The sequence below is a fragment of the Caldalkalibacillus thermarum genome, assembly GCF_014644735.1.
Classification (GTDB): domain Bacteria; phylum Bacillota; class Bacilli; order Caldalkalibacillales; family Caldalkalibacillaceae; genus Caldalkalibacillus; species Caldalkalibacillus thermarum.
Genome location: NZ_BMKZ01000001.1, coordinates 164,653 through 187,049, shown reverse-complemented (window position 1 = coordinate 187,049; position 22,397 = coordinate 164,653). Strand labels below are relative to the sequence as shown.

The window sequence follows — 22,397 nt, the reverse complement described above, 5'->3', positions numbered from 1 at the left end:
AGAGGAGATTTACCATGTTAAAACTTTATCAACATAAAGACCTGATTCAGGGTCAGCTATTCCTGAAGTATTTCTCCCTTTCGGTTTCTTTTTACTTGATTGATGGTTTGCTGATCGATACAGGTGCACCAGTATATAAACAGACATTAAAAAACTATTTCAAAGGGCAAAAAATCGAACAAGTGGTGTTAACCCATCACCACGAAGACCATTCCGGCTGTGCAGGATGGCTTGCACGGGCCAAACAAGTCCCGGTCTACATGCACCCTGAAACCAAACGAATTTTACAAGCCCCTCCTTCCATCCCCATGTACCGCAAGCTGGTTTGGGGACAAATGGAGGCCGTGGAGGGGCAGGAAATTGGCGACAGACTCGAAACAGAGCACTTTACCTTTAAAGTGATTCATACACCAGGTCACTGCCAGGATCACATCAGCTTGCTGGAGTCCAACCGGGGCATTTTATTCAGCGGTGACCTGTTCGTCTCCACAGTGATCAAGTACAGCTTGCGCGATGAGTCGATCAAACAGATGCTGGATTCCATCAATACCCTGTTAACCTACGATTTTGAAGAGGTGTACTGCGCCCATGCCGGACGGGTCGAAAACGGTTACGAGGCATTCCGGCAGAAGAAAGCCTATCTGGAGGAACTGATTGAAGCAGTGCTCCACTATTACAAACAAGGCTTGGAAACACATGAAATCAAGGAAAAACTCTTCCCCAAACCAGACTGGAACCATTATTTGACGATGGGTGAGTTTTCATCATACAACGTTGTCAAGCATATTATTGAGGAATTCGGTTCCACGCTCAAGGTAAGTTAAGCCCAAGCACCGCTTCACCTAACAGGATGTGGTACTCCTGAAGCAGCGCTTCCATTTGTGTGGGCGTCAATTCCCCGTTGATAGCTGCCAAGCGCCCTTTAATGACAAACTGCAAAGCATTTTCCAAACGGGTGGTTAATCCTTGCTCAGCTTGTTGCCACTGCTGTTCATAATGGGCGTTAAATAGGGTTTTAACCTGTTCCAGATGGCAGGCCACCACCTCTTTTAAGGCAGTTTCCAGCTCTTCACGCAGCTTTTCTTTTCCACCCTGCTCAAAGAACTGCTTGGGCTTCTTAAAATGTTTAAAGACCTGTGTCAAACGTTTTTTGTCCAATCCAACTAACTCCTCCGGAACAGATGGGGAAGTGAAGTCATGTTCCGGACGTTCCAGGTTAACGATTAGTCCGTCCTGCTTCAGACGGGCCAACCACTGGTCACGCTCCCGCTCCAGCAGTCTGATCGTTACGTTTTCTATCCGCAAGGTGACAGCTTTCAGCTCATCTTTCACTTGGCAGGACAAGGAAAACAACAGTTCATCCAGACACTGTTCCAGCTTTTGTTTGATTCCGGCTGGTTCGGATAAAACTCCGGGATGGAAGGCGTCATCCACATGCCGTTTAAAGTTGAAAAAGAGACGCTGATTCACATAGTACAGCTGTTCGGCAATCTCCTTGCGCAGTTCCACCAGGCATGATTCATACGTGGCCTTGGCCAGCCGCCCGCTCCATTTGTCACCCAAGCGGTGCAAAACCTTCATCTTCTCCTCTTTTGTCTGCTCCGTCCGTTCCACCTCTGTTTTTAACTCTTTGAGCACATGGAGACCATGTTTCAGATCTGCCTCAACCTGTGTTTTGACGCCTTCTGCCAGTTCATGTTGAAGGAAGGAAAGAAAAGCCTCTTTGAAGCGCTCAAATCCAGCATCCCTTCCTTCTAATGCCCGGAGGCTGGAGAGCGGATAAAGCCGCGGAAAACGGATGCCCGACTGGAGCAAATGACTTTCCACATGCTTCGTCACTTCTAAAAGCTCCCCTTCTGAGGAGGCCAAATCAGCCGCATTGATAACAAAAAACATTTTATCCAAAGCAAACTGCTCCTTGACCCGGCCCAATTGATCCAGAAAGTGACGGTCAACACGGCTGAAGGCATGGTTGTAGTAGGTCAGATAGACGATCACATCCGCCTGTTTGAGAAAGTTAAACGTGACGTCAGTATGACGGGTGTAAATGGAATCGGCCCCAGGGGTATCAATAATCTCGAGTCCCAGGCGGGTTAAGGGGGAATCAAGGTGCCCCTTAATGTCCCGTACAAAACAAGCGAGCCCTTCATCGGCCACGTAACGGGTATACTGGTCGTGACCGACGGCAAAAACCTTGGACAAGTCTTCTTTCACTGTTTCCCAGCCTTTGGCAAAAGCCCTGAGAAAAGCGTAATAGGGTTTGAGCGATGGCCGCAAGGAAGACGGATCAATGTGGTGCACCTGTCTCAGCGTCAAAGTCATGTCGTCCAGATGTTTTAAAGAGAGACGCTCCAGGCAGATGGCCACCTCGTGCTCAACTTGCTCTCTTGATTTCATGTGCACCACAAATGTACCCGCCGGATGTTCATCAGTGGGGGGCAAAATGTAGTTAATCGCGGCCGTAGTAGGATGGGGGGAAACAGGTAAAATAGATTTTCCCAGCAGGGCATTGGCAAAGGAGGATTTGCCCGCACTGAAAGCTCCAAACAAAAAGATGCGAAACCGCCGTTGTTTCAGGCGCTGCCCTTTTTCCCGCCATTCCTGTACCATGTTGCCCAGAAGGGGCACTTGAGCCAATATCCTTGCTCCCTGTTCATAGCAGGCAGCCAGGGAGGCAAATTGATGTTCCGGCCACCGGGCTCCGGAGAGGTCGTCAGCCGGAGCGGATGCCTGTGTCTGAGCGGAAGAGCTGGAAGAATCGTGCTGCACAGGAGATCTGCCCTCTTGCGTTGAATGGTCCATGGCCGTGTTGTTGAGCCCATCAGGGACAGCTTTAACCGTTAATTGCACAGTAATGGCCGCTTCCTCTTCTTTTGAAAAATGTGGAATATTGATGGCAGAGACGATTTGCCTGTATTGCTCCATGCGTCCCTGTATTTCCCCATCAAGCTGTAACAGTTTTTCCTCGGCGGCCATGATGGCTTCAAACAGTTCTATCTGCACTTTTTGTGTCTCAAATTTGGTTGCTCTGTCCTTTTCCAGGTAGTGTTTGAGTTGCTTGGCCACCTCTTCCATCTGCTGCCGGTACAGCCCGTGAATCTTTTGCTTCAACTCATCCAGGTAGACATAAACGTAATCCCGGGCTACACCACCGGTGCGAATCAGGCTTGTGATCCATTCCCGGGGCACATTGAGCTCCCAGTTTAAGAGCTGGGTTAGCAGTTGCTGGTCGTCAATGTGATATTGAGCACAACTTTTCCGGATCATATCTTTCAGGTGCCACTCAATCTGTGCTTGCACCCGTTCTGTCAAGTCGGCATAAAAGGCCTCAACCCGCCGCCGGCGTTCCTGTTCTGTTTTTTTGGCTGCAAACAGCCAGCCTACTTTGAAATCATCCTGGTAACAGTCAATCATCTCCCGGACCAGCTGGATGGTCACATAGGGCGTGATGATGGCATTTTTCAAAATCTCCTGTGTTGCTTCTTCTAAATACTGGACAAGGTGTTTAGGTTCCTCCAGCGCCTCCCGGTATGCTTGATACCGGGCAGCCCCCTGATCTCCAAGTGTTTGATAGAGTTGATCGAGCTGACTGGCAATCCGTTGCCGTTGTTCGCTTTGCTCTTCCAGCAAGTAGCTTCGATGTTGGTCCAACAATGTGTTCAAGCCGTGTTTAAAATGCTTGGCCAGCAAAAATACTTTATGCTGACCCATCTTTTCCAGTAATTGCTTTAGCTGCTTCAGCATGTTGAACGGGTGATCAGTCTGTTTCAATGAAGTGCACAACAGACCGTCAACCTCCATTCGCCATTCCCTTAAACCGCTGTACAGCTTAGACAGATATTCACCAAGGGTTCTGGCGCTACCCCGGTGTTTGTCAATTTGATTGATCACCAGATACAGGTATTTTCCTTGTTCTTTTAAACGTCTGAGAAAAGAGAAATTGACCTCAGACTGCACATAGTGATAATCGGCAACAAAAATGACCACATCGGCCAAATGCAGCGCTGCTTCTGTTGCCTGCTGGTGTCTGGGGTCTGTTGAATCTATTCCTGGGGTATCCAGCAAGGTCACCCCTTTTGCCAATAAGGGGTGGGGATAAAAGATGTCTACCCACTCTACTTCATCGCCGTTTGTGCAATAGGCTTTCCACTTCTCCAATTGGTCAAGAGCCAAGGTCTGCTCGGAGCCTGAAGTGAAATGGATCATCGCTTTGGGTTCCCCGTAACGAATGGAGACCACGTTGGCACTGGTGGGGATAGGGTTGGACGGGAGTAACGGTTCTCCCAGCAAGGTATTGATCATGGTCGATTTCCCTGCGGAAAACAGCCCGCAAAAGCCAATGTGCAGGGTTTGCTCCTGCCACTTATGAATATAACTTTCCAATTTGTCAACCGTTTGCTTGTCTCCTGTCTGCTCTAATTGCTCCATTAAACGCTGTACTGCTTTGTCACCCGGTCTAGTCAGCGGTGTCTGAAGGTTGACGGTGCTCATGATCCTCTCCCTCTGTTTTCATGATTAATGTATTAATTTTATTGAAATTAAATATTTCTTTTATTATCACGTTTTGGGCGTTTTCTGTCCAGGGCTCTTTTCAATTGACAGCCTGTGGGGTAAAATTTCAATATAAGGGGTGAGTAGGATGGATTTTTTCATTGACCTGGCGATTTTAGGCGTGATGATTATTGGCATGACCGCTTTTTTAGGCGTCATCGTTCAGGCCATTGTCAGGCCATTCGTCAGCCAAAAAGGGGAAGTTTCTGTCATCCGTAACTTAGAGATTAAAAAAGGCTGGAAAAAGGTTGGGGGCAAACAGCAATCTTGATGACTATTTAACCTGTTGGCTTTATATGTACAAAACCGGTTCTGACCACGGATTGACAATGTGGCAGAACCGGTTTTTGTTGTTATAGCCTGTTTTACCAGGGACGAATTGGTAGTGTTTTATTTTTGAATGTATCAGGTGCCAAGTTAGGCAAATATAAAAAAATTTTGAATATTAATATTGATAGATTAAAGAGAATTGTTATATAATAGTGTTAATAATGTAAATTCTGTTTTATTACAGATGTATAACAGCTTATCCAGTGCCCATCAACAGTAAGGAGAGGAGGGAGCCTGATGGATTGTTATCGCTGTGGCAGACATGGTGATGTGGAGTGCAGCCAGTGTCACGGTCTAGGTTTTATCACGGCTGAGGATGTTGTCCCTTTTTCACGAAGCCGTTGGTTAACCTTCTCAAGGGTATGGCGCGAAGGGTCCGCTGCGTACGCTTCTACGATGGTCGTGTTGGTCCGATGGGACTCCTTGCGCACAGGGTAGTAGTCCACAGATGCAAAGACTGGAATGTCTTTTCCCATCTTGCGGATCGTTTCACGGGCAATGTCACGTACCCGACCCCCTGTGAGCAATTGCGGAGACGCTTCTTCCACCGTTAAATTCCAATACGAAAGGGCATCTTCTGCTGAATTCAAGAGGCCTATCGAATTCCACGGCCCTCTCAGGACCCGATGTCACAGAGGTGTTGCCCAGGTCTTCTCCGCTCTGCACGGTGGACATGGAAACAAAATTCGGCTCAGACTCACAAAAAAAAACCCACCCCGAATTCATTTCGAGGTAAGGTTGCAGCCCGGTTCAATTACCTAATCCAAGATGTGAAAATAATCCCGCACAGTAGCAATGGCATTTTCGGCTAAAATCACTTTGCCGTACTCCTCCAAACGGTATATGGATTCATTGGTCCGTTCGCCATATTCTAAAATAATGCTTTCACCCCAATCGTACCGGCGGATCATGCGCTCTTGAGGGTACATCACAGAAAGATAGTAAAAGTTGTGATAACGGATCAGCTTGCTGTTGAAAAAAGGCAGGGGGAGACGGTGAGCCAGGTTGATCACATCTTCGATGTCCCGAAATTTATACACGCAGGAATAGTACGGTTTATGTGAAACGGTCTCCGTTTGTTGGTTCACCAAATGCCGTTGTTCCAGTTTGGACGAATGCATGTCATGATTCAAGATGAACCCTCCTCAACTCGGCGTGGTTAAATTTGCCTTTAGTAACGTTATACCCTAAATCGGCTTGTTTCAATCACTGGGAATTAAAAAAGCAGGGCCCAATTTCAAGGGGCCTGCCACACCGGTCTAAAGGGTTCATCCAGCAGTGATGACTATTTGTCTTTATTCAATTCCCGGACCACATGGCCCAGTTCAGGCAAGATGATTTTGGACATGGCCAGCTTGACTGCCCCGCTGGATCCGGGGGTGGAAAATATGGCCTTGTTCCGGCAGGTCCCGGCAATCGCCCGGCTGAGTATGGCTGCGGAGCCGATATCCTCCGTGTAGCTTAAGTAGCGAAAAATCTCGCCAAACCCAGGCATTTCTTTCTCTAGCATAGCGGCAACGGTTTCGTAGGTGGTATCCCGTCTGGCAATCCCTGTTCCCCCGTTTAAAAGGATCACCTGCACCTCAGGGTGAGACAGTCCTTCCTCTACGGCCGCCTTGATTCGCTCTGGCTCATCAGGGACAATGGTATAAAGGGCAACCTTGTGCCCGGCTTGGCCCAGCATGTCCTTCATCAGCTTCCCGCTTTTATCTGTTTCTTCCGTTCGGGTGTCTGAAACCGTAATGACCATGCAAGTGACCTGTTTAGGGGCTTCTTTTTTGTGTTCAGCTGTGCTCATTTACACTTCCTCCTTCCTCTCCTCCAAGAACCGGTAACGGTAAAAATGTGAGGCAAATTGACCAACCCTTTTGGTCCATTGATAGTTCATATTAGCACCAAGCACCATGCCAATCAAGGACAAATTTTTCTTTGTGGTTTTCTTCAAACCATAGAGCACAATGGCTTTGACCCACTGTTTAACCAAAGTCTCCAGCCATTCTTCCTTAATAATGGATTGTTCTGGACCAAAGAGGGAGAGGTCCCGGGGTTGTCCTGCTTGGATGTGCCTGTCGATCAGCCACTGCCAGGCAGCCCGTTTGTGGCGCCCGGGCAAAGTGGCGGCATGAAGCACTTTAAGCAAAACGATTTGTTCATAGGGATCTTTCAGAGAGTAACCGTAAGCGCTGGCCACATAGTGGAGCATCTTCAGATTGATGCTCATCAGGGCTGGAAAATCGATGGCCAAGAGCAGGGGATGGCCCGTACCCGCCAGTCCGCCCTCAACCAAAGCATACAGGGGGTAACGGGAGCGGAATTTTTGTTCGATATATTGCAAGCGGTAGAAATCAACAGAGGGTAACTCATCAAAACTGGATAAACTGGGCTCGAAAAGCCGGGCTTCCATGACGATGCTTTTTTCAATCTCCTCACAGTTAGAATGCTTGTGAAAAAAGTTTGCGATGTAAATGACAAGGTGGTCAATCATATCGACGACTGTTTTCTTTTGCTCCTCAGGAAGCGTATTCAGCCATTTCGCCATCCAGTGATTCAGTTCAGCCTGGTTGACCAGTACATTTTTGTTAAAAGCGTTTTCCTCCAACGTGCTGTCCCATTCTTGCGTTTGCTCATCGAGCCACAGATTAATTTCTTTGAGCAGTTGCTGGCGTTCCTGCTCCAAACGCGTCATGATCTTCACCCCTATTGGCATCATTATAGCACAATCCCCTGTTAAAAAAAGCCAGGGAGAGATCCGGTCCCCCTAGCTGTCCGGTGCTGATCTTCGGCCATCCTATTTTCCGTCCAGGATCAGCTCCACATAGTCCCCTGTTTTTAATCCGGCTGCGTTTCCCTCGTCAGTGTCCAGGTGACAGTCCAAGGCGTAGTTATCAGAGACGCGGCATAGCACATTTTCAAAAATCACCGCCCGTTCACCTCCGGCGCGAATACGAACCCGGTCGCCGTCTTTAACGCCAAACTTTTCCGCATCGGAAGTATGGAAATGAATGTGACGGCTGGCAATAATCACACCTTTGTCCAGCTCTACTTCCCCTTTAGGGCCAATGATTTTGATGCCCGGTGTGCCTTCGATGTCACCAGAATCCCGTACAGGCGGGTTAACCCCTAATTTATAAGAATCTGTTTTGGAAATCTCCACCTGGGTATGTCCCCGCGCCGGACCCAGGATGCGCACTTTGGGGATTTCTCCTTTGGGTCCAACCAAAGTAACGGTTTCCTGCGCAGCGAACTGACCTGGTTGGGATAAAGGTTTCAGTTCGGTCAATTCATACCCTTTGCCAAACAGTTGTTCCAGATGTTCAGGAGACAGATGGACATGACGATTAGAAATCCCGACTGGAATTTTATATTCCATGTGTCATAGCTCCTCCTTTTTATTTAAATCAAGGGAATATATGTGAATAAACTAGTCCTATGCTTTGACCTTGGCTGAAATCAATCTTACTGTGTCTCTGGCAATCATCACTTCTTCATTTGTGGGAATCACCAGCACCTTGACCGGTGAGTGGGGATAATTAAGAAAGGTTTCCCTTCCTTTGATGCGGTTAAGGGCTGGATCCCAGTAGACGCCCATAAATTCTAATCCTTTTAACACCTTTTCCCTAATGACGGGACTGTTTTCCCCAATTCCTGCCGTAAAAATAATGGCATCCACCCCGGACATGCGGGCTGCATAGCTGCCAATATATTTGTGAATGCGGCCGGCAAACACTTCTAAAGCCAGCTCGGCCCGGTGATTGCCGTTTTGGGCCTCTTCCTCAATCTCCCGCAGATCGCTGGAAAGCCCTGAGATACCAAGCAGGCCGCTCTTTTTGTTCAAAACATCGAAGACAACTTCATCTGCCGATTTGCCCGTTTTTTTCATAATGTAGGGAATCAGGGCAGGGTCAATGTTGCCCGAGCGTGTCCCCATGGCCACCCCGGCCAACGGTGTAAACCCCATGGAGGTATCGATTGATTTGCCATGCATCACAGCGGCGATGCTGGCCCCATTACCCAGATGGCAGCTGATCAGGCGCAACTCTTCCAAGGGTAAATTAAGCAGTTCAGCAGCACGTTGGGTGACATACTTATGGGAAGTGCCGTGAAAACCGTATTTACGAATGCCGTATTTTTGGTAATACTCATAAGGCAGACTGTATAAATATGATTGTTCCGGCATGGTTTGATGAAAAGCGGTGTCAAATACGGCAACAGCAGGAACATTGGGCAGCACCTTTTGAAAGGCACGTATCCCTACCAGATTGGCCGGGTTGTGGAGAGGGGCAAGTTCAGAACAGGCTTCAATGCCTTTGATTACTTCTTCATCAATCAGGACTGAATCATGAAATCGTTCTCCCCCATGGACCACACGGTGGCCCACCCCTTCTATCTCCGTCAGTTCTTTGATAATGTTGTTTTCCAGCAATTTGTCCAGGAGAAGGGATACTCCTGCCTCGTGATCAGGAACCTCCACAATTTCCCTCTTTTTTTCCCCATTCACACTGATCGTAAAAATAGCATCATCCAGTCCAATCCGCTCAATGACACCTTTGGTCAGCACTTTTTCCTCCGGCATTTGCAGCAGCTGAAATTTCAAGGATGAACTTCCGCAATTGATCGCCATTATTTTTGGCATGGTTTGTTCACCTCGATCCATTCTTCAATTTGTGCCCATACCTGGCTCAATTTTTGCTTATTGGTAAATGAAGGTAATTTGGCTAATAAAGTTTGGCGGGGAGGTTGAACAGCGTCCCCTTTTTTTTGCAGAATAAAGATGCTTTTATGTGTGCTTCCGCTTTGAAATAAACTGCCTGGCAACTGGAGCAAGGCTTGAATATGGGTTTCTTTAGTGATTAACTCTCTTAAACGGGGAGCGCCAGGTTCAGTAAACAACTGGTTTGGAATTAAAAATATTAAATAGGCTCCCTCTTCGGCGACATGGATCGCTTGCTCAATAAATAATTGGTGAGCATAGCTGTCCTGGTCCTCCGCATAAAGTTCATAGCGTTTGGCATTGTCCCGGTCAGGGTAAATGCCGACTGGCAAATCACAAACCACCAGGTTAACCCGGGAGAAATAGACGGGTTTTAAAGCGTCCTGGCGAAAGAATTCGATCGCATGCTCCTGCAAATTTGCATTGATATAGGCCAGACGGATAAGCAACGGATCAAACTCAACGCCCACGCCTTGCGGCTGTCCTGGCAAATGATTGAGCACACAGGTCAAAAGATTGCCTGGTCCGCAGGCCAAATCCACAACCAGCTGGGGATGCTGTGCTAACCTTGAACAGAACAATTTAGCCAAATGGGCCATGAACAAGGCCACAGCATCAGGGGTTACTCCCGCCCCAGGCGGAAGAGCGCCTTCTTTCATCCCTTTTAACGTTGCCAATTGAAAAGCTCGCCGGATTTCCTCGCGTCCAAAGTTATGCCTGTTAAATTGGTGAATAAGATCAGCCAGCTTTCCAGCTGTTTCCTCTTCTGCATCAGTGACCAACTCGCCCTGAAAAAAGCTCTCTCCTGTATCAATCAGTGCCTCTAGATAGGGTTTGCCCCTCGCCTGTTTCAATAGTTGGGAACCCTGATCCAAAAGTTCAAACAAAAGCTCGGTATTTGCTTTTTTGCTCATAGTGTCCTCTCCCCTCGCTGGTCCCTCCCCGCTATACTGTTAGAGCGAAGCGAGAAATGAAAATTGTGTTGAGTTGTTTAAACCCAACACAATACTATTATAACCCTAATTCATCTGCTGAGGTCTGCTTGTGATCGAATGTTTTTTTCTTGTTTTAATTCATCAGGTTTTGAATTTTATCGACTAATTGGGGAGCAAATTCCAAGATCCGGTCATACAAATGAGTTTGACCATCAATATGCACCATTTTGATCCCGCTGGCATTCACCACCAGGAAAGCTACTGGGGTAATGGAGACACCGCCACCGCTTCCCCCGCCAAACGGAAGTTTAGGTTTGTTTCCCTGGTTATTATTGTTCCCGTACGGGCCGCCATTTCCACCTGCACCGGACTGATCATCAACATCAAATTCACTTCCTCCGGCAGCAAACCCAAACCCCACTTTGGATACAGGCAGGATCACACTGCCATCAGGCGTCTCAACAGGATCTCCGACAATGGTATTCACATCCACCATTTCTTTCAGGTTTTCCATCGCAGTTTTCATTAAACCTTGAATGGGGTGTTCTTCCATGTCACATCACGCCTCTTTCCCAGATTTAATAAGATTCGAATTCCTGCTAAAATAGCATGTCCAAATCGAAACCGGATCATACATTTGAACTCCGTTTCTAATACTTTTTCTTGAAAGGAAGGTTTGACTTGCATCCTGGGCACAGTGCGCAAAGTTAAATAAGAGCTTAACAAGCCGACCAGTGTTGACTTCACGGTCCACATCATGCCGGTTAACAGGCCTGTTTCATCTGCAAATCCGGCACCGATTCTAGAGTACCATTCCAGTTTTACCAATCGTATTCGGTTTAAGAATGATTTAATAATATGATGGAAACCATGAATGCGCCTCATCAATCCGTAAGTGCGCTGATGGAGTTGGAACATCTCGCCAGGTGTTATCTTAAAATTTTTTTGATCCAGTGGCTGGTCCTGGCTTTCCATCTCCTCCTGGTAGACCATCCCCGTTAAATCATTGGCCAGCTTAACAATTTGGAATTCATTTTTAAGATTAATCAGACCGAACCAGGCTCTAACCTGGGTTCTAAGCAAATCATCCTGACCCTGCCGTATATAATGGATGGAGATGTGTAGCGGGGTGAACCATATCATGAGCATGAAACCGCACTGGGCCAGAAGGGCAGCGAGAACGTAGATCATCTCTGTTACCTCCTACCTCCAGTATGGACGTCAACATGGAAAAACATTCAAATTCAGAGGTCATTCTGCCAACTTGGGATGCTGTATGTAGCAAGAAAAAATTAAAAAGGCTGTCCTTCTTGGGACAGCCAGCATTTTTCTAATACCCTTATTGTTCACTGATACCCAACCGCACCTGCATACGCTTTTCTTCCTCTTTATCGTACACTACATAAGTATCGGCGATATAATCGTGCCATCCCTTCTTCCGGGGATGAAAAGCGACCCAGATATAACCGATATGAAAAATATATTGGGCTAAAAAGCGGCCCACTCCTTCCCTGAAAATAGCGGTGCCCCAGTCCAAGGGCGTGCCATCTGCTTTAACCACCCGCAAACCGAACAACATTTTGCCGAGCGTTTGCCCCAGCACTTTAGTCATGACAATAAAATAGAGACTGCCGATCAACCCGATATAAAAGAAGGTGACGGTTAACACCCGCCATGTCACCTCGAGGCCAAATACGGAAAAGAAAGGCGTAACAAGCAAATATGACAGGGCAGAAACGACGATAAGATCCATCAGGTAGGCCAGTGTGCGTATCCAAAACCCAGCCAAGCGGAACACCAATGCCTCATCTTCCTGTGACGCTTGCATATGTGGATTCATGTTAATCAGCCCCCTTACCACTTTAACAGATACATCAAGTTGGGTGTTGGCTGATGATAAATCATGTCTCTGACACCGAGCCAATCATTTACCCCCGAAAAACGGGCAAAAAGGGTGTTAAAGGCCGACCAACCGGTTTTGTAAGTAATCACTGTTGGATTTTCTATCCCTGCCAAATCAGCGGCTTGGTCGATGGCATCATCCAAGAAGCCAAGTTCATCGACCAGCCCCAGTTCTTTGGCCTGCTGACCACTGTATATGCGTCCGTCAGCCAGTTGGAGTACTTTGTTACGGTCCAGGCCCCTTCCCTGGACAATGGCGTCAACAAAGTTTTCATAAGCTTCATCCACCAACCCCTGGAGAATGGCCCGCTCCTCATCGGTCATTTCTTTCATTGAGGAAAGAATATCTTTATACGGCCCGCTGGTAACCGATTCATCTCTAATCCCCCATCTTTCGGCCAGTTCCTGAACGCTATACGAATTGATTATGACACCGATGGAGCCGGTAATGGTGTGGCGGTTGGCCACTATTTTGTCTGCGGGAGCAGAAATGTAGTAGCCTCCAGAAGCGGCCATATTGCCCATGTACACCACAAACGGCTTATCATGTTCTTCCTTCAGCTTCAGCACCGTATGAAAGATTTCATCACTTTCCACAATGCCGCCGCCCGGTGAATTGACCCGCATCACCACAGCGCCAACCGTTTTATCTTCGAACGCATGTTTTAATTGCTTTAAGAACAGACGATGGTTATAATTGACACTGGTAAAAAAAGCTCCCGGTGTCTGATCTAAGATCACGCCTTCCACCTCTAATAAGGCAATCCGGTCCAGGCCACCAAATTGGTAGACTTCCTCTTTCCACTCCTGGTCTCCGATTCCTAACTCAGGCATCGCCTCAATGGTTTGGAAAAAGGCATAAAACAGAAATAATATAACAAAAACACCTAAAGCAATCCAACGCTTACGGCTCATGCCAACAACCCTTTCTGTTGATTTTTCTCACAACAACATCATTATAGCGGATGTTGGAAATAAAATCCATAGTTTGTCTTAGCGTATAAATAACAACATTAAGGAGAGAAGGGCCATGTCACGACGCAAAGTCTTTTTTTACTATCGGGAAGACGATCAATCACAACGGGCAGCCCAGCATATTAAGGAGCGGTCACAGGCATACGGCTTTACCATTTTAAATACCCACCACGATGCCGATATTATCTGCAGTATCGGAAGCGACGGCACTTTTTTACAAGCGGTCCGCCACACGGGGTTTCGTACCAATTCCCTTTATGTAGGTATTCATCTTGAAAACCTTGGCTTTTACTGCGATTTTTCCGCCAAAAAAATTGAAGATCTGTTTGAAGCGATGGATAAGGAAATGCTGCAAGTACGCCGTTACCCCGTTATCCAGAGTACCATAAATGAAACCAGTTCATTTTATTGCTTAAATGAATGCTCGATTCGTTCCAGCATTTTAAAAACGTTTGTAATGGAAGTGTATATCGACGGTGAATACTTTGAAACTTTTCGTGGGGACGGCATGGTGATCGCTACGCCAACCGGAAGTACCGGATATAACAAATCGGTAGGCGGAGCTGTGGTTGACCCTAAACTTCCCTGCTTTCAAGTCTCAGAAATCTCCTCCATCAACAATAATGATTTCCGTACCTTGGGATCTTCATTTATCCTAGGGGAAGACCGGCAGCTCACCCTTAAAATTACCCATGAAGGTTTGCAGCACCCTCTGGTCGGAATGGACAACGAAGCGATTAATTTTAGCGCCATCAGGCAGGTGGACGTCAAACTGGCAGATTTCCGCATCAAAACGTTAAAAATGAAATCCAATTCATTCTGGGACAAGGTCAAACGGCGCTTTTTATGATACTTGGCACAAGGGACCGCATGTGAACCCCGCCTCAGGCTTGTACACAGGAAAAGGGCCGGCGGAACCGGCCCATTTAGATCCATCACTATTTAGATGTTATTGTTGGGGAAATTGACCGCTTAATTGCTGCTGAGCTTGACGCACTAAGCGCTTGGTGATTTCACCACCGACAGAACCGTTAGCACGGGAAGTGGTTTCAGCACCAAGTTGAACACCAAATTCTTGGGCGATTTCAATTTTCATCTGATCCAAAGCTTGAGCTACGCCAGGTACAAGCAATTGGTTGGTGTTACGGCTTCTTTGGTTTTGATCCATGTGGTTTCACCTCCTCTACCTGGTGTAACCTTAGCATGTAACTGAGGAAGTGAAACCATGCATGCATTCGATGAGTAATTGATGGAAATCCTACAAAATCATTTGCTCCGGCCGTTTTGGGAAGGAAGTCAACGGCGCTGCCCCCCCTTCGGTGATCACCACCGCATCCTCAATACGAACACCGCCTTGGCCATGAAGATAAATCCCAGGCTCAACCGTAAACACCATGCCTGGTTTAACCGGTTCTTGCATTCCTGGAGCAACGGAAGGATGCTCGTGCACATTGAGTCCTATCCCATGACCCAAGCGGTGGATGAAATAGGGCCCATAACCCGCCTGCTCAATCACTTTACGGGCCAGCCTGTCAGCATCAGCGAGCGTCATCCCCGGCTTGATCCCCTCTAAAGCCGCCTGTTGGGCCGTTAAGACAATTTCATACACACGCTGCATCTTTTGGTCCCACTCACCTACATGAAAGGTGCGAGTGATATCTGAGCAATATCCGTTGATCACTAATCCAAAATCGATCAGCAGATTCCCCTGTCCGATAGGCTCTGCACCAGAATGGCCATGGGGCAGGGCTGACTTTTTCCCTGACAGGACTGTGGTGGAAAAGGACATCTGCGCTGCACCGTGTTTCTTGGCCTGATACTCCAATTCAGCGACCAGATCGTTTTCTGTCATGCCCCTTTTAAATTGCTTCATTGCCGCTGCCAACACCTGGTCAGTTACACGGGCAGCTTCTTTCAGCAAAACAATCTCCCCTTCATCCTTTACCATCCTCAACTGCTCCATGAAGGGGGAAATATTGTGGATCTTTAAGCCGTCTTGAGCAAGCAGCCATTTGGCTCTGGCGTAAGACATATGGTTCTCTTCCACAAAGATGGTATTCCATCCCGCCCGTGACAAATAATCTTTAACCAGCTGACCAGCTGGCTGATCATCACCATAGCCACAGACGGCGACCATATTCCCCACTGCCGCTTGGGCGGCCTCAAAATCAAGCTGGGGCACAAGCAATGTCCAGCCCTGTTCAGGATCAAAAAAAAGCCCCATAAACCGCTCATGGGGATCGGTGTAAAAGCCAGTCAGATAATAGACTGTTTTTGGATCAGTAAGTAAAAGGCCTGCCCCCTTTCCTTCAGCTTTCAGCAACTGGGCTGTTCTTTCCCGCCGCAATGCAAAATCTGCCATTGGTTCTCCCCCGTCCCTTGATTAAAATTTTCCGTTTCATCTTCCATTGTAAAACAAAGGATAGCTGGGGTTAAGGAAAAAAATAACTTAAAACTTGTTTGGCAATGTGATATGCAGCCTGTTCCTTACGGTGTTCCTGCACCCGCTTTTCCCATTCCAAGCGGGCTTGCTCATCCTCTAGCCACTCAAGCAATGTACGGGGGAGATCCCCGATATTTTCAATATACCGGCTAAGCCCATATTGCTCTAAATACATCCGGTTACCCTCTTCCTGCCCCGGTATGGGCCTGATGATAAACAACGGGGTACGGCACACCAATGTTTCAGCCACGGTTAGACCGCCAGGCTTAGAAATCACCACATCAGCCTTCTGCATCCATTCAGCCATATTGGTGACATAACCCAGAACTTGAATATGGGGAGCAGCACACCGGCTCAGTTGGTTGTACAGGCTTCTGTTTTTACCGCAAATAATGGTTAGTCTGAATTGACTGGACCGGTCTCTAAATTCGTCCATAATGTCAGCAATAGGGCCGATACCCAGGGCCCCGCCTAAAATAAGCAGGTGCACCGGTTTGTCCAGCGACTGTGTCCCGTCCGCCGCTTCCGGTCTGAGCCTTTTGACTTGTTCCTCATAAACCGGATGAACCGGGATGCCAAAAGCAAATATTTTGTGCGGATGAATGTTAAATTCCCGGACCAGCTTTTCTTTAACTGAATGATGAGGAACAAAGTAATAGTCCACATAAGGTGAGACACTAAAGGGATGAAAACAATAGTCGGTCAAAACCATCCCCAACTTGAAGGAATAGGGGGCTCTTGATTTCAGCCGGGCAAGGGGGGGAATACAAGTCGAATGCGTGCAGAGGACCATATCGGGCTGTTCTCTTGCCAACCACCGCTTCAGTTTCCAGCTGAACACCACCCGTTGAAAGAAAGAAGTGCGGCGGATATGAGTATACAAAAAGCCCCACAGAGAGGGACAATAGCGAATGAGGGCAAAATAAGTTTTTACTATGATCCACTCCACTGCAGGATGAATACATCTTAACCCGCAGACGATGCTCGTCTCTACTTGACCCGAAGACAGTTCACCAAGGGCATGTCTGATCGCCTTCGCCGCTTGATAATGTCCTTCACCCACTTTAACTTCAGTAAAAATGACGACTTTCATCGGATCCTTTCCTTCCCATTATGATTTTGTACCAGTGGGATTAAGACCAGTGACGAACATCAGCTGTCCGTCCTTGTTGGGATACAGACGGTGCAGCTCCTCTACAGACATGACCAGATGTTTGGACTTCAGCCGTTTACCGTGTCGTTTCAAATAACCCCAGCCCTGGGGATGGATCAGCCAATAAATCAACTTGTACAACAATCCTTTCAGCCGGTAATACCAGGTATCGTCCACCTCACAGATGGTAAAACCCAACCGCTCAGCTCCCCGGTTAAACATGGAGGTGCCCATGATGCCTTTGATGCGGTGGCGGTCAGGCAAACTTTCAACGTACCGGCTCAATCCGTATAAAGAGAACTCCAGTGAGCGTTTAAAATAAAATATAAAAGCGATCTCGGAGGGAAAGGATTTGATTTCCTTGGCAATGCGGAAGTTATATAAATGAATTTTGATGATGTCATCACCGGCACGAATCCAGTGCCCGTCCCTGGTCCGAATGGGCGGTCCCTTATAAGTCGTGCGGACAATACGGAAGAAATTGTCCTGTTTGGAGACGTATTGCATGCGATTAAAAAGAAAATATATCCAATCCCATACTGCCCACACATGTAAAATCAGGCTTTTCACGCCTATCCCTCCACTTGGTGAATGCACCAGTTATTATGTGAACTTTACATACGGTTGATACAAAAAACTCCCTTCCTAAAGAAGGGAGTTTAAAACAGATGATCAATGGTCTCTTTTTCCTGTTCTTCATAGGTGACACGCAGAGTTTCCGTGTTTTCAACTGCCTGCTTAACCAACTCTTCAACATCCAGGCGTTCCTCTAGCCGGCTCGCCGCCAGCCGGTCCGGTTTGGTCTTTGGGTTTTTGGGTTGAAACACGGTACAGCAGTCTTCATAGGGCAGGATGGAAATGTCATAGGTCCCTATTCTCTGGGCAATATCAATAATTTCCACTTTATCCATGGTGACAAGGGGACGGAGAACGGGATAGTTCGTCACTTCGTTAATGGTATGCATACTTTCCAGCGTTTGGCTGGCCACTTGTCCCACGCTTTCCCCAGTGGCAATGCCCAACGCTTTATGCTTTTTAGCCAAAGCTTCAGTGATGCGCATCATCATGCGCCGCATAATGGTAATGCTGTATTCGTCGGGGACATGCTTTTTAATTTCGGTCTGTATCTCCGTAAAAGGAACGATATGCAATGTTACCGGGCCAGCATAGTGGGACAGCTGTTTGCTTAAGTCAATTACCTTTTGTTTAGCCCGTTCACTGGTAAAGGGGAAGCTGTGAAAATGGACGCCTTCAAAACGCAAGCCACGCTTCAGGCATAAATACCCGGCTACCGGGCTGTCAATCCCACCGGACAGCATCAGCATCACTTTACCGCTGGTGCCAACCGGCAGTCCGCCTGCTCCTTTAAATTTTTGGGACATGATATAGGCCGCATCTTCCCTGATTTCCACCATCAGCTCCACTTCCGGTTTGTGCACATCCACTTTCAGGTTGTCTGTATGGATCAGCACATGGGCCCCAACTTTGTGATTCATTTCCTGTGAAGTATGAGGGAAGTGCTTGTTAGCCCGCTTGGTGCTCACTTTAAACGTCTTCGGAAAGGGAGAGTGGGAGCGAATCGCCTTCAGCGCAGTCTCCTGGATTGCTTTTAACTCCAACGATGTTTTTAAAGCAGGACTGTAGGAAGAAATGCCAAAAATATGTTTAAGCCGCTCATGAACCGTTTCAAATGATTCACCCTGCAAGTCCAGATAGAGGCGGCCATGTGTTTTTCTCAGCTTGACATTCAGGTCTTTCAGTTGACTTCTAATATTCTCTTGCAACTGATTTTCAAACAGCTTGCGATTCTTGCCCTTCAGGGCGAGTTCGCCATAACGGATCAACACATGGTCATAATTCAGTTCATGATTCAGTTCCTGACTCATATCTCTCACACCCTCATGATTTTTTGGTAATGGGGCAAAATATCCCGCAAGGTTTGCAGGAAATACTGGATATCTTCTACTGTGTTATAAATTGACAGACTGACTCTGAGCGGAGAGTGGAGGCGAGGTCCTTCTAAACCGATGGCCTCCAGTGTCCGGCTAACCTGATCTTTGCGTGATGAACAGGCTGATGTGGTGGAGACATAGATCTCTTTTTCCTCCAGCGCATGGACCAGTACCTCTGGTTTGATGCCCGGACAAGACAGATTGACAATGTGCGGAGCTGTGATCCGTTTATCCAGAGGGGTATTAATATAGACACCTGGAATATCGGCCAGTCCCTCAAGCAGGATTTGCTTAAGCTTAAGTAAATGGCCGATATGCTGAGCTTCGTTTTCTTTGGCTAAACGGATGGCTTTAGCCAGAGCCACAATCCCTGGCACATTTTCCGTTCCCGAGCGCAAGCCTTCCTCTTGCCCCCCGCCGTGCAACAACGGATACAAACGGATCCCTTCCCGCACATAAAGGAGGCCTGTCCCTTTCGGAGCATGGATCTTGTGGCCTGAAATACTTAACAGATCGATGCCGCTTCCTTTAATATCTAGAGGAACTTTGCCCACGCCTTGCACATGGTCTACATGAAAAAGCACCTTGGGCCGTTTTTTGAGCAGGCGTCCAATGGCTTCCACAGGTTGGACAGACCCCAGCTCATTATTGACATGCATGACCGATACCAAAATCGTGTCTTCGCGCAGTGCCTTTTCGACATCTTGGACAGAAACCACACCGTTGTGATCAACCGGTAAATAAGTCACATCAAAACCAAAATCCCTCTCCAGGGCTTTGCACACCTGATATACCGCCGCATGTTCAATCTGTGTGGTTATGATGTGCTTGCCCCTGGACTGATACTGAAAAGCCGCTCCTTTGAGGGCTAAATTATTACTTTCTGTTCCTCCCGAGGTAAAGAAGAGCTCATCCGGTTTGACGCCCAGAAAACGGGCTGCCACTTCCCGGGCTCTGGCCATCAATTTTTCAGCCTCACCGCCGATCCGGTGCAAGGAGGAAGGATTTCCGTAATAATTGGCCACCACTTCCATCAGCGTTTGCTGAATCTCTGGGGCCACTTGAGTTGTGGCACTATTGTCCAAATAAACAGCCATGGTTCATCATCCCTTTATGTTTTCATCGTAACACATCTTACCACATTCCGTTTAAACTTCAAACATAAACCAAGATCACCTGGCTGCCAGCATCTTATTTATCAAAAATTCCCGCTCTTTTACAAAGACGAAAAAGCCCCTTGCCAATCAGACAAGGAGCAAAGGCAAGGGGGAGGTTACCTGACGAGAAACGGAGTGAAAAACAAAGCAACAACAAGGGAAAACAGCCCCACACCAATAGCCCATAATCCCAGCGTACGGGCCCCTCCCCGGTAAGCAAAAAATCCTGTCACAATACCGGCTGTGGCGGTTAAAACAGGCAGGAAGAACAGGGACACAATGGACAGAACCAAAGCAGTCCAGCCCAACGCTGTTCCACCCTCTTCTGCTTCTTCCATTGTTTCAATATTTTCCATTTGTTCTTCGTACCCTTCATCTTCTCCAGTTAAGGCTTCAGCTCTGTTGTTTCTGTTTTCAGCCGGTGTACGGGCATCATTAACGTTTGGGGTCACCTCAGCGGCGGTTTCTTCGTCATATTCAGCCAAACGTCCGTTGCCTTCCCCATTCACTTCAGGGTCCTCAAGGAGATCTTCCGCCAAATCATTATCCATTTGATCATTTATAGTGTCATCACCGGCAATTTGATCAAATGGCAAATCGGTACGGCGTTCATCGCGGTTGTTATCGGTCATAGGTAAATCCCTCATTTCTGTTCCTTATTCATTGACGGAGAGGCAAAAGAGGGTGTATGTATAGTATGGACCGCTGAGTACAGAACAACAGATGTAAAGTATGGTATAATAAAAATCAAAAGCAGGAAAGGGATTCTAATGGCTAAGCAACAACACAAGCTGGGAATCGACATTGACGGAACCGTGACAGATCCGGCCACTTTTGTGCCGTTTCTAAACAAGGCGTTTAACAAAAACTTAACCTTGGACGATATTACCCAGTATCATTTGCCGCCGCTTTTAGGGGTTACGGATGATGAGTTTTGGGCCTGGATGCAAAAACATGAGGGGGATATTTATGCCCAGGCACCTCCGGCTGAGGCGGCTAAAGCTGTATTGAGCGAATTGTCCGGCCGTCACCGCCTGATTTACATCACCGCCCGTCCTCCTTATTTAAAAGATCTTACCATCCAGTGGTTTGAGCGGCACGGGCTGCCTTATGACCATATTGAACTCTTAGGCTCCCATAAAAAAGTGAAGCAGGCTAAACAGCACGGTGTAGAACTGTTTTTCGAAGACCGTCTGGAAACGGCCAATGCCATGGCGGAAGAACTGGATATTCCGGTCATTCTGTTCAATACACCCTATAACCAAGGAACGGCCCACCGCTTGATTCATCGTGTCCGTAACTGGACAGAGGCAAAACAAAAGCTCACCCTGCTATTTGGGGCAACTGATTGAATGACCGGCTTCTGGTTACTCTAAATATGAGCAAAACCACTGGTTCGAAGGCGCCATGATGCTGGGTACTTATGTAATCATGGGAGTTGGTTATTATTTATTGTAACGGGCTTGTCACGGGCTGACTTATTGGACTTATCCCCTTTCCCCGATGATAATCATCCGGGGTGAGTGTACCGGATCATATGCCTCTTGCTCCAAGCTGCCGTACACGTCCGTTACTTTCAGGCCGGCCTCCTTCATCATTTCCTCCATTTCCTCATAGGTAAACAGTTGCACCTGCTCCTTGTAATGGCGCACCTGTTCCCCTTCTCTGACCTCGATCGTTTTGACCACCTGGTTGCCTTGTATCTGCCGCCGTTCCACAATAAATAGCTTGTCCGCCTGCCGCTCCGTATACGGTACAAGGTTCCGCTTCACATACCCTGGATTTAAAAAGTCGATCAGAAACTGCCCGTTTGTTTTCAATGCACTGCTGATGCCCCGGAACACACTCAGATTTTCTTTCCGCGTTTCAAAATAACCGAAACTGGTAAACAAATTGAGCACATAATCAAACTCATCTGTAAACGGAATGTGACGCACATCCCCTTGAACATACCGGATGCCGAATTCTCCATTTCGTTTCTCAGCTTCAGCCAAAAGAACTTGAGAAAGGTCCAGCCCTGTAACCTGAAACCCACGGCGGGCCAAGGCCCGGCTGTGGCGCCCATGGCCACAGCATAAGTCTAATACTGCACTGCCCTTTTTCATGCCCAACACATTGACTATCTGGGCCACTTCCTGCTCCGCAGCTTCATCATTGCGGTGAGCATAAATCTTTAAATAGTCCTCTGTGAAGCTGTGCACATACCATGGTTCACCCATTTGGCGTTTCTCTCCCTCGTTTCTGGTGTATGATCTGCTTATTCAATATGTCCCAAATCAGAACAGCCG

At 47.5% G+C, this 22,397-nt stretch carries 23 protein-coding genes and 1 pseudogene; 4 read left to right on the top strand and 20 right to left on the bottom strand.

Annotation, left to right across the window (positions count from 1 at the left end):
* The first annotated feature begins 14 nt into the window (after positions 1-14).
* Entirely contained in the window at positions 15-824 is an 810-nt protein-coding gene (locus tag IEW48_RS00975) for an MBL fold metallo-hydrolase (RefSeq protein ID WP_188622193.1), read from the top strand.
* Here IEW48_RS00975 and IEW48_RS00970 read toward each other — a convergent pair.
* Positions 811-4,491 carry a dynamin family protein gene (locus IEW48_RS00970; protein ID WP_188622192.1) on the bottom strand — a complete coding sequence of 1,227 codons (3,681 nt, stop codon included), beginning with the start codon at positions 4,489-4,491 and terminating at the stop codon, positions 811-813. The genes IEW48_RS00975 and IEW48_RS00970 overlap by 14 nt on opposite strands.
* Positions 4,492-4,639: 148 nt before the next feature.
* Here IEW48_RS00970 and IEW48_RS00965 point away from each other — a divergent pair, with 148 nt between their 5' ends.
* Positions 4,640-4,822: a hypothetical protein gene (locus IEW48_RS00965; protein WP_188622191.1), complete on the top strand. Its 183-nt coding sequence runs from the start codon at positions 4,640-4,642 to the stop codon at positions 4,820-4,822.
* Positions 4,823-5,204: 382 nt separating this feature from the next.
* Here the strand turns inward: IEW48_RS00965 and IEW48_RS17575 are convergent.
* The 11 genes and pseudogenes from IEW48_RS17575 to sppA form a co-directional block, all read right to left on the bottom strand.
* Positions 5,205-5,393, bottom strand: a pseudogene (locus tag IEW48_RS17575) (hypothetical protein); the annotation flags it as partial.
* A gap of 246 nt (positions 5,394-5,639) precedes the next feature.
* Positions 5,640-6,014, bottom strand: a complete 375-nt coding sequence (locus tag IEW48_RS00955; protein WP_188622190.1) for an adaptor protein MecA — start codon at positions 6,012-6,014, stop codon at positions 5,640-5,642.
* 152 nt (positions 6,015-6,166) lie between these two features.
* Positions 6,167-6,679, bottom strand: coding sequence for a MogA/MoaB family molybdenum cofactor biosynthesis protein (locus tag IEW48_RS00950; RefSeq protein WP_188622189.1), 513 nt, complete (start codon positions 6,677-6,679; stop codon positions 6,167-6,169).
* Positions 6,680-7,567 (bottom strand): EcsC family protein, encoded by an 888-nt coding sequence (locus IEW48_RS00945; protein ID WP_188622188.1) that lies wholly within the window; start codon positions 7,565-7,567, stop codon positions 6,680-6,682.
* 102 nt (positions 7,568-7,669) lie between these two features.
* On the bottom strand, positions 7,670-8,251 hold the full coding sequence (gene pduL, locus IEW48_RS00940; protein WP_188622187.1) for a phosphate propanoyltransferase: 582 nt from the start codon (positions 8,249-8,251) through the stop codon (positions 7,670-7,672).
* Between the two features lie 57 nt (positions 8,252-8,308).
* Positions 8,309-9,514: an acetate kinase gene (locus tag IEW48_RS00935; RefSeq protein WP_188622186.1), complete on the bottom strand. Its 1,206-nt coding sequence runs from the start codon at positions 9,512-9,514 to the stop codon at positions 8,309-8,311.
* A complete protein-coding gene (locus tag IEW48_RS00930; protein ID WP_188622185.1) occupies positions 9,502-10,506 on the bottom strand; it encodes a class I SAM-dependent methyltransferase in 1,005 nt (334 codons plus the stop codon). The genes IEW48_RS00935 and IEW48_RS00930 overlap by 13 nt, the downstream gene beginning before the upstream one ends.
* Before the next feature lie 154 nt (positions 10,507-10,660).
* Entirely contained in the window at positions 10,661-11,080 is a 420-nt protein-coding gene (gene ytfJ / locus IEW48_RS00925) for a GerW family sporulation protein (RefSeq protein ID WP_188622184.1), read from the bottom strand.
* Positions 11,053-11,718 carry a DUF2953 domain-containing protein gene (locus IEW48_RS00920; RefSeq protein WP_188622183.1) on the bottom strand — a complete coding sequence of 222 codons (666 nt, stop codon included), beginning with the start codon at positions 11,716-11,718 and terminating at the stop codon, positions 11,053-11,055. Before IEW48_RS00920 ends, ytfJ begins: the two co-directional genes overlap by 28 nt.
* A 148-nt stretch (positions 11,719-11,866) precedes the next feature.
* Positions 11,867-12,367: an RDD family protein gene (locus IEW48_RS00915; protein WP_188622182.1), complete on the bottom strand. Its 501-nt coding sequence runs from the start codon at positions 12,365-12,367 to the stop codon at positions 11,867-11,869.
* A 14-nt stretch (positions 12,368-12,381) separates the two neighbouring features.
* Positions 12,382-13,344: a signal peptide peptidase SppA gene (sppA, locus tag IEW48_RS00910; protein ID WP_188622181.1), complete on the bottom strand. Its 963-nt coding sequence runs from the start codon at positions 13,342-13,344 to the stop codon at positions 12,382-12,384.
* Positions 13,345-13,459: 115 nt separating this feature from the next.
* Here sppA and IEW48_RS00905 point away from each other — a divergent pair, with 115 nt between their 5' ends.
* Positions 13,460-14,254 carry an NAD kinase gene (locus tag IEW48_RS00905; RefSeq protein ID WP_188622180.1) on the top strand — a complete coding sequence of 265 codons (795 nt, stop codon included), beginning with the start codon at positions 13,460-13,462 and terminating at the stop codon, positions 14,252-14,254.
* Positions 14,255-14,353: 99 nt separating this feature from the next.
* On the opposite strand, the gene IEW48_RS00900 is transcribed toward IEW48_RS00905, so the two are convergent.
* From IEW48_RS00900 to IEW48_RS00870, 7 genes are all read right to left on the bottom strand, one after another.
* Positions 14,354-14,572 (bottom strand): alpha/beta-type small acid-soluble spore protein, encoded by a 219-nt coding sequence (locus tag IEW48_RS00900; RefSeq protein ID WP_007504186.1) that lies wholly within the window; start codon positions 14,570-14,572, stop codon positions 14,354-14,356.
* Positions 14,573-14,662: 90 nt separating this feature from the next.
* Positions 14,663-15,766, bottom strand: coding sequence for a M24 family metallopeptidase (locus IEW48_RS00895; protein WP_188622179.1), 1,104 nt, complete (start codon positions 15,764-15,766; stop codon positions 14,663-14,665).
* A gap of 70 nt (positions 15,767-15,836) precedes the next feature.
* Positions 15,837-16,940 carry an MGDG synthase family glycosyltransferase gene (locus IEW48_RS00890; protein ID WP_188622178.1) on the bottom strand — a complete coding sequence of 368 codons (1,104 nt, stop codon included), beginning with the start codon at positions 16,938-16,940 and terminating at the stop codon, positions 15,837-15,839.
* Positions 16,941-16,958: 18 nt separating this feature from the next.
* A complete protein-coding gene (locus IEW48_RS00885; RefSeq protein WP_188622177.1) occupies positions 16,959-17,570 on the bottom strand; it encodes a YkoP family protein in 612 nt (203 codons plus the stop codon).
* A gap of 89 nt (positions 17,571-17,659) precedes the next feature.
* Positions 17,660-18,886, bottom strand: a complete 1,227-nt coding sequence (gene thiI, locus IEW48_RS00880) for a tRNA uracil 4-sulfurtransferase ThiI (protein WP_276529762.1) — start codon at positions 18,884-18,886, stop codon at positions 17,660-17,662.
* A gap of 5 nt (positions 18,887-18,891) precedes the next feature.
* Positions 18,892-20,049 carry a cysteine desulfurase family protein gene (locus IEW48_RS00875; protein ID WP_188622176.1) on the bottom strand — a complete coding sequence of 386 codons (1,158 nt, stop codon included), beginning with the start codon at positions 20,047-20,049 and terminating at the stop codon, positions 18,892-18,894.
* A gap of 176 nt (positions 20,050-20,225) precedes the next feature.
* Positions 20,226-20,741, bottom strand: coding sequence for an efflux RND transporter permease subunit (locus IEW48_RS00870; protein WP_188622175.1), 516 nt, complete (start codon positions 20,739-20,741; stop codon positions 20,226-20,228).
* 138 nt (positions 20,742-20,879) lie between these two features.
* Between IEW48_RS00870 and IEW48_RS00865 the strand changes: the two genes are divergently transcribed.
* Positions 20,880-21,461 (top strand): 5' nucleotidase, NT5C type, encoded by a 582-nt coding sequence (locus tag IEW48_RS00865; protein ID WP_188622174.1) that lies wholly within the window; start codon positions 20,880-20,882, stop codon positions 21,459-21,461.
* 135 nt (positions 21,462-21,596) lie between these two features.
* On the opposite strand, the gene IEW48_RS00860 is transcribed toward IEW48_RS00865, so the two are convergent.
* A complete protein-coding gene (locus IEW48_RS00860) occupies positions 21,597-22,328 on the bottom strand; it encodes a class I SAM-dependent methyltransferase (protein WP_188622173.1) in 732 nt (243 codons plus the stop codon).
* Between the last annotated feature and the right edge of the window lie 69 nt (positions 22,329-22,397).

Bases quoted from the DNA above. Each gene is read 5' to 3' on its own strand.
- IEW48_RS00915 (WP_188622182.1), bottom strand. From the start codon at position 12,367: ATGAATCCACATATGCAAGCGTCACAGGAAGATGAGGCATTGGTGTTC.
- IEW48_RS00930 (WP_188622185.1), bottom strand. From the start codon at position 10,506: ATGAGCAAAAAAGCAAATACCGAGCTTTTGTTTGAACTTTTGGATCAG.
- thiI (WP_276529762.1), bottom strand. From the start codon at position 18,886: ATGAGTCAGGAACTGAATCATGAACTGAATTATGACCATGTGTTGATC.
- IEW48_RS00950 (WP_188622189.1), bottom strand. From the start codon at position 6,679: ATGAGCACAGCTGAACACAAAAAAGAAGCCCCTAAACAGGTCACTTGC.
- ytfJ (WP_188622184.1), bottom strand. From the start codon at position 11,080: ATGGAAGAACACCCCATTCAAGGTTTAATGAAAACTGCGATGGAAAAC.
- pduL (WP_188622187.1), bottom strand. From the start codon at position 8,251: ATGGAATATAAAATTCCAGTCGGGATTTCTAATCGTCATGTCCATCTG.
- IEW48_RS00900 (WP_007504186.1), bottom strand. From the start codon at position 14,572: ATGGATCAAAACCAAAGAAGCCGTAACACCAACCAATTGCTTGTACCT.
- IEW48_RS00920 (WP_188622183.1), bottom strand. From the start codon at position 11,718: ATGATCTACGTTCTCGCTGCCCTTCTGGCCCAGTGCGGTTTCATGCTC.
- IEW48_RS00975 (WP_188622193.1), top strand. From the start codon at position 15: ATGTTAAAACTTTATCAACATAAAGACCTGATTCAGGGTCAGCTATTC.
- IEW48_RS00890 (WP_188622178.1), bottom strand. From the start codon at position 16,940: ATGAAAGTCGTCATTTTTACTGAAGTTAAAGTGGGTGAAGGACATTAT.
- IEW48_RS00865 (WP_188622174.1), top strand. From the start codon at position 20,880: ATGGCTAAGCAACAACACAAGCTGGGAATCGACATTGACGGAACCGTG.
- IEW48_RS00945 (WP_188622188.1), bottom strand. From the start codon at position 7,567: ATGACGCGTTTGGAGCAGGAACGCCAGCAACTGCTCAAAGAAATTAAT.
- IEW48_RS00875 (WP_188622176.1), bottom strand. From the start codon at position 20,049: ATGGCTGTTTATTTGGACAATAGTGCCACAACTCAAGTGGCCCCAGAG.
- IEW48_RS00905 (WP_188622180.1), top strand. From the start codon at position 13,460: ATGTCACGACGCAAAGTCTTTTTTTACTATCGGGAAGACGATCAATCA.
- IEW48_RS00895 (WP_188622179.1), bottom strand. From the start codon at position 15,766: ATGGCAGATTTTGCATTGCGGCGGGAAAGAACAGCCCAGTTGCTGAAA.
- IEW48_RS00860 (WP_188622173.1), bottom strand. From the start codon at position 22,328: ATGGGTGAACCATGGTATGTGCACAGCTTCACAGAGGACTATTTAAAG.
- IEW48_RS00965 (WP_188622191.1), top strand. From the start codon at position 4,640: ATGGATTTTTTCATTGACCTGGCGATTTTAGGCGTGATGATTATTGGC.
- IEW48_RS00970 (WP_188622192.1), bottom strand. From the start codon at position 4,491: ATGAGCACCGTCAACCTTCAGACACCGCTGACTAGACCGGGTGACAAA.
- IEW48_RS00935 (WP_188622186.1), bottom strand. From the start codon at position 9,514: ATGCCAAAAATAATGGCGATCAATTGCGGAAGTTCATCCTTGAAATTT.
- sppA (WP_188622181.1), bottom strand. From the start codon at position 13,344: ATGAGCCGTAAGCGTTGGATTGCTTTAGGTGTTTTTGTTATATTATTT.
- IEW48_RS00870 (WP_188622175.1), bottom strand. From the start codon at position 20,741: ATGACCGATAACAACCGCGATGAACGCCGTACCGATTTGCCATTTGAT.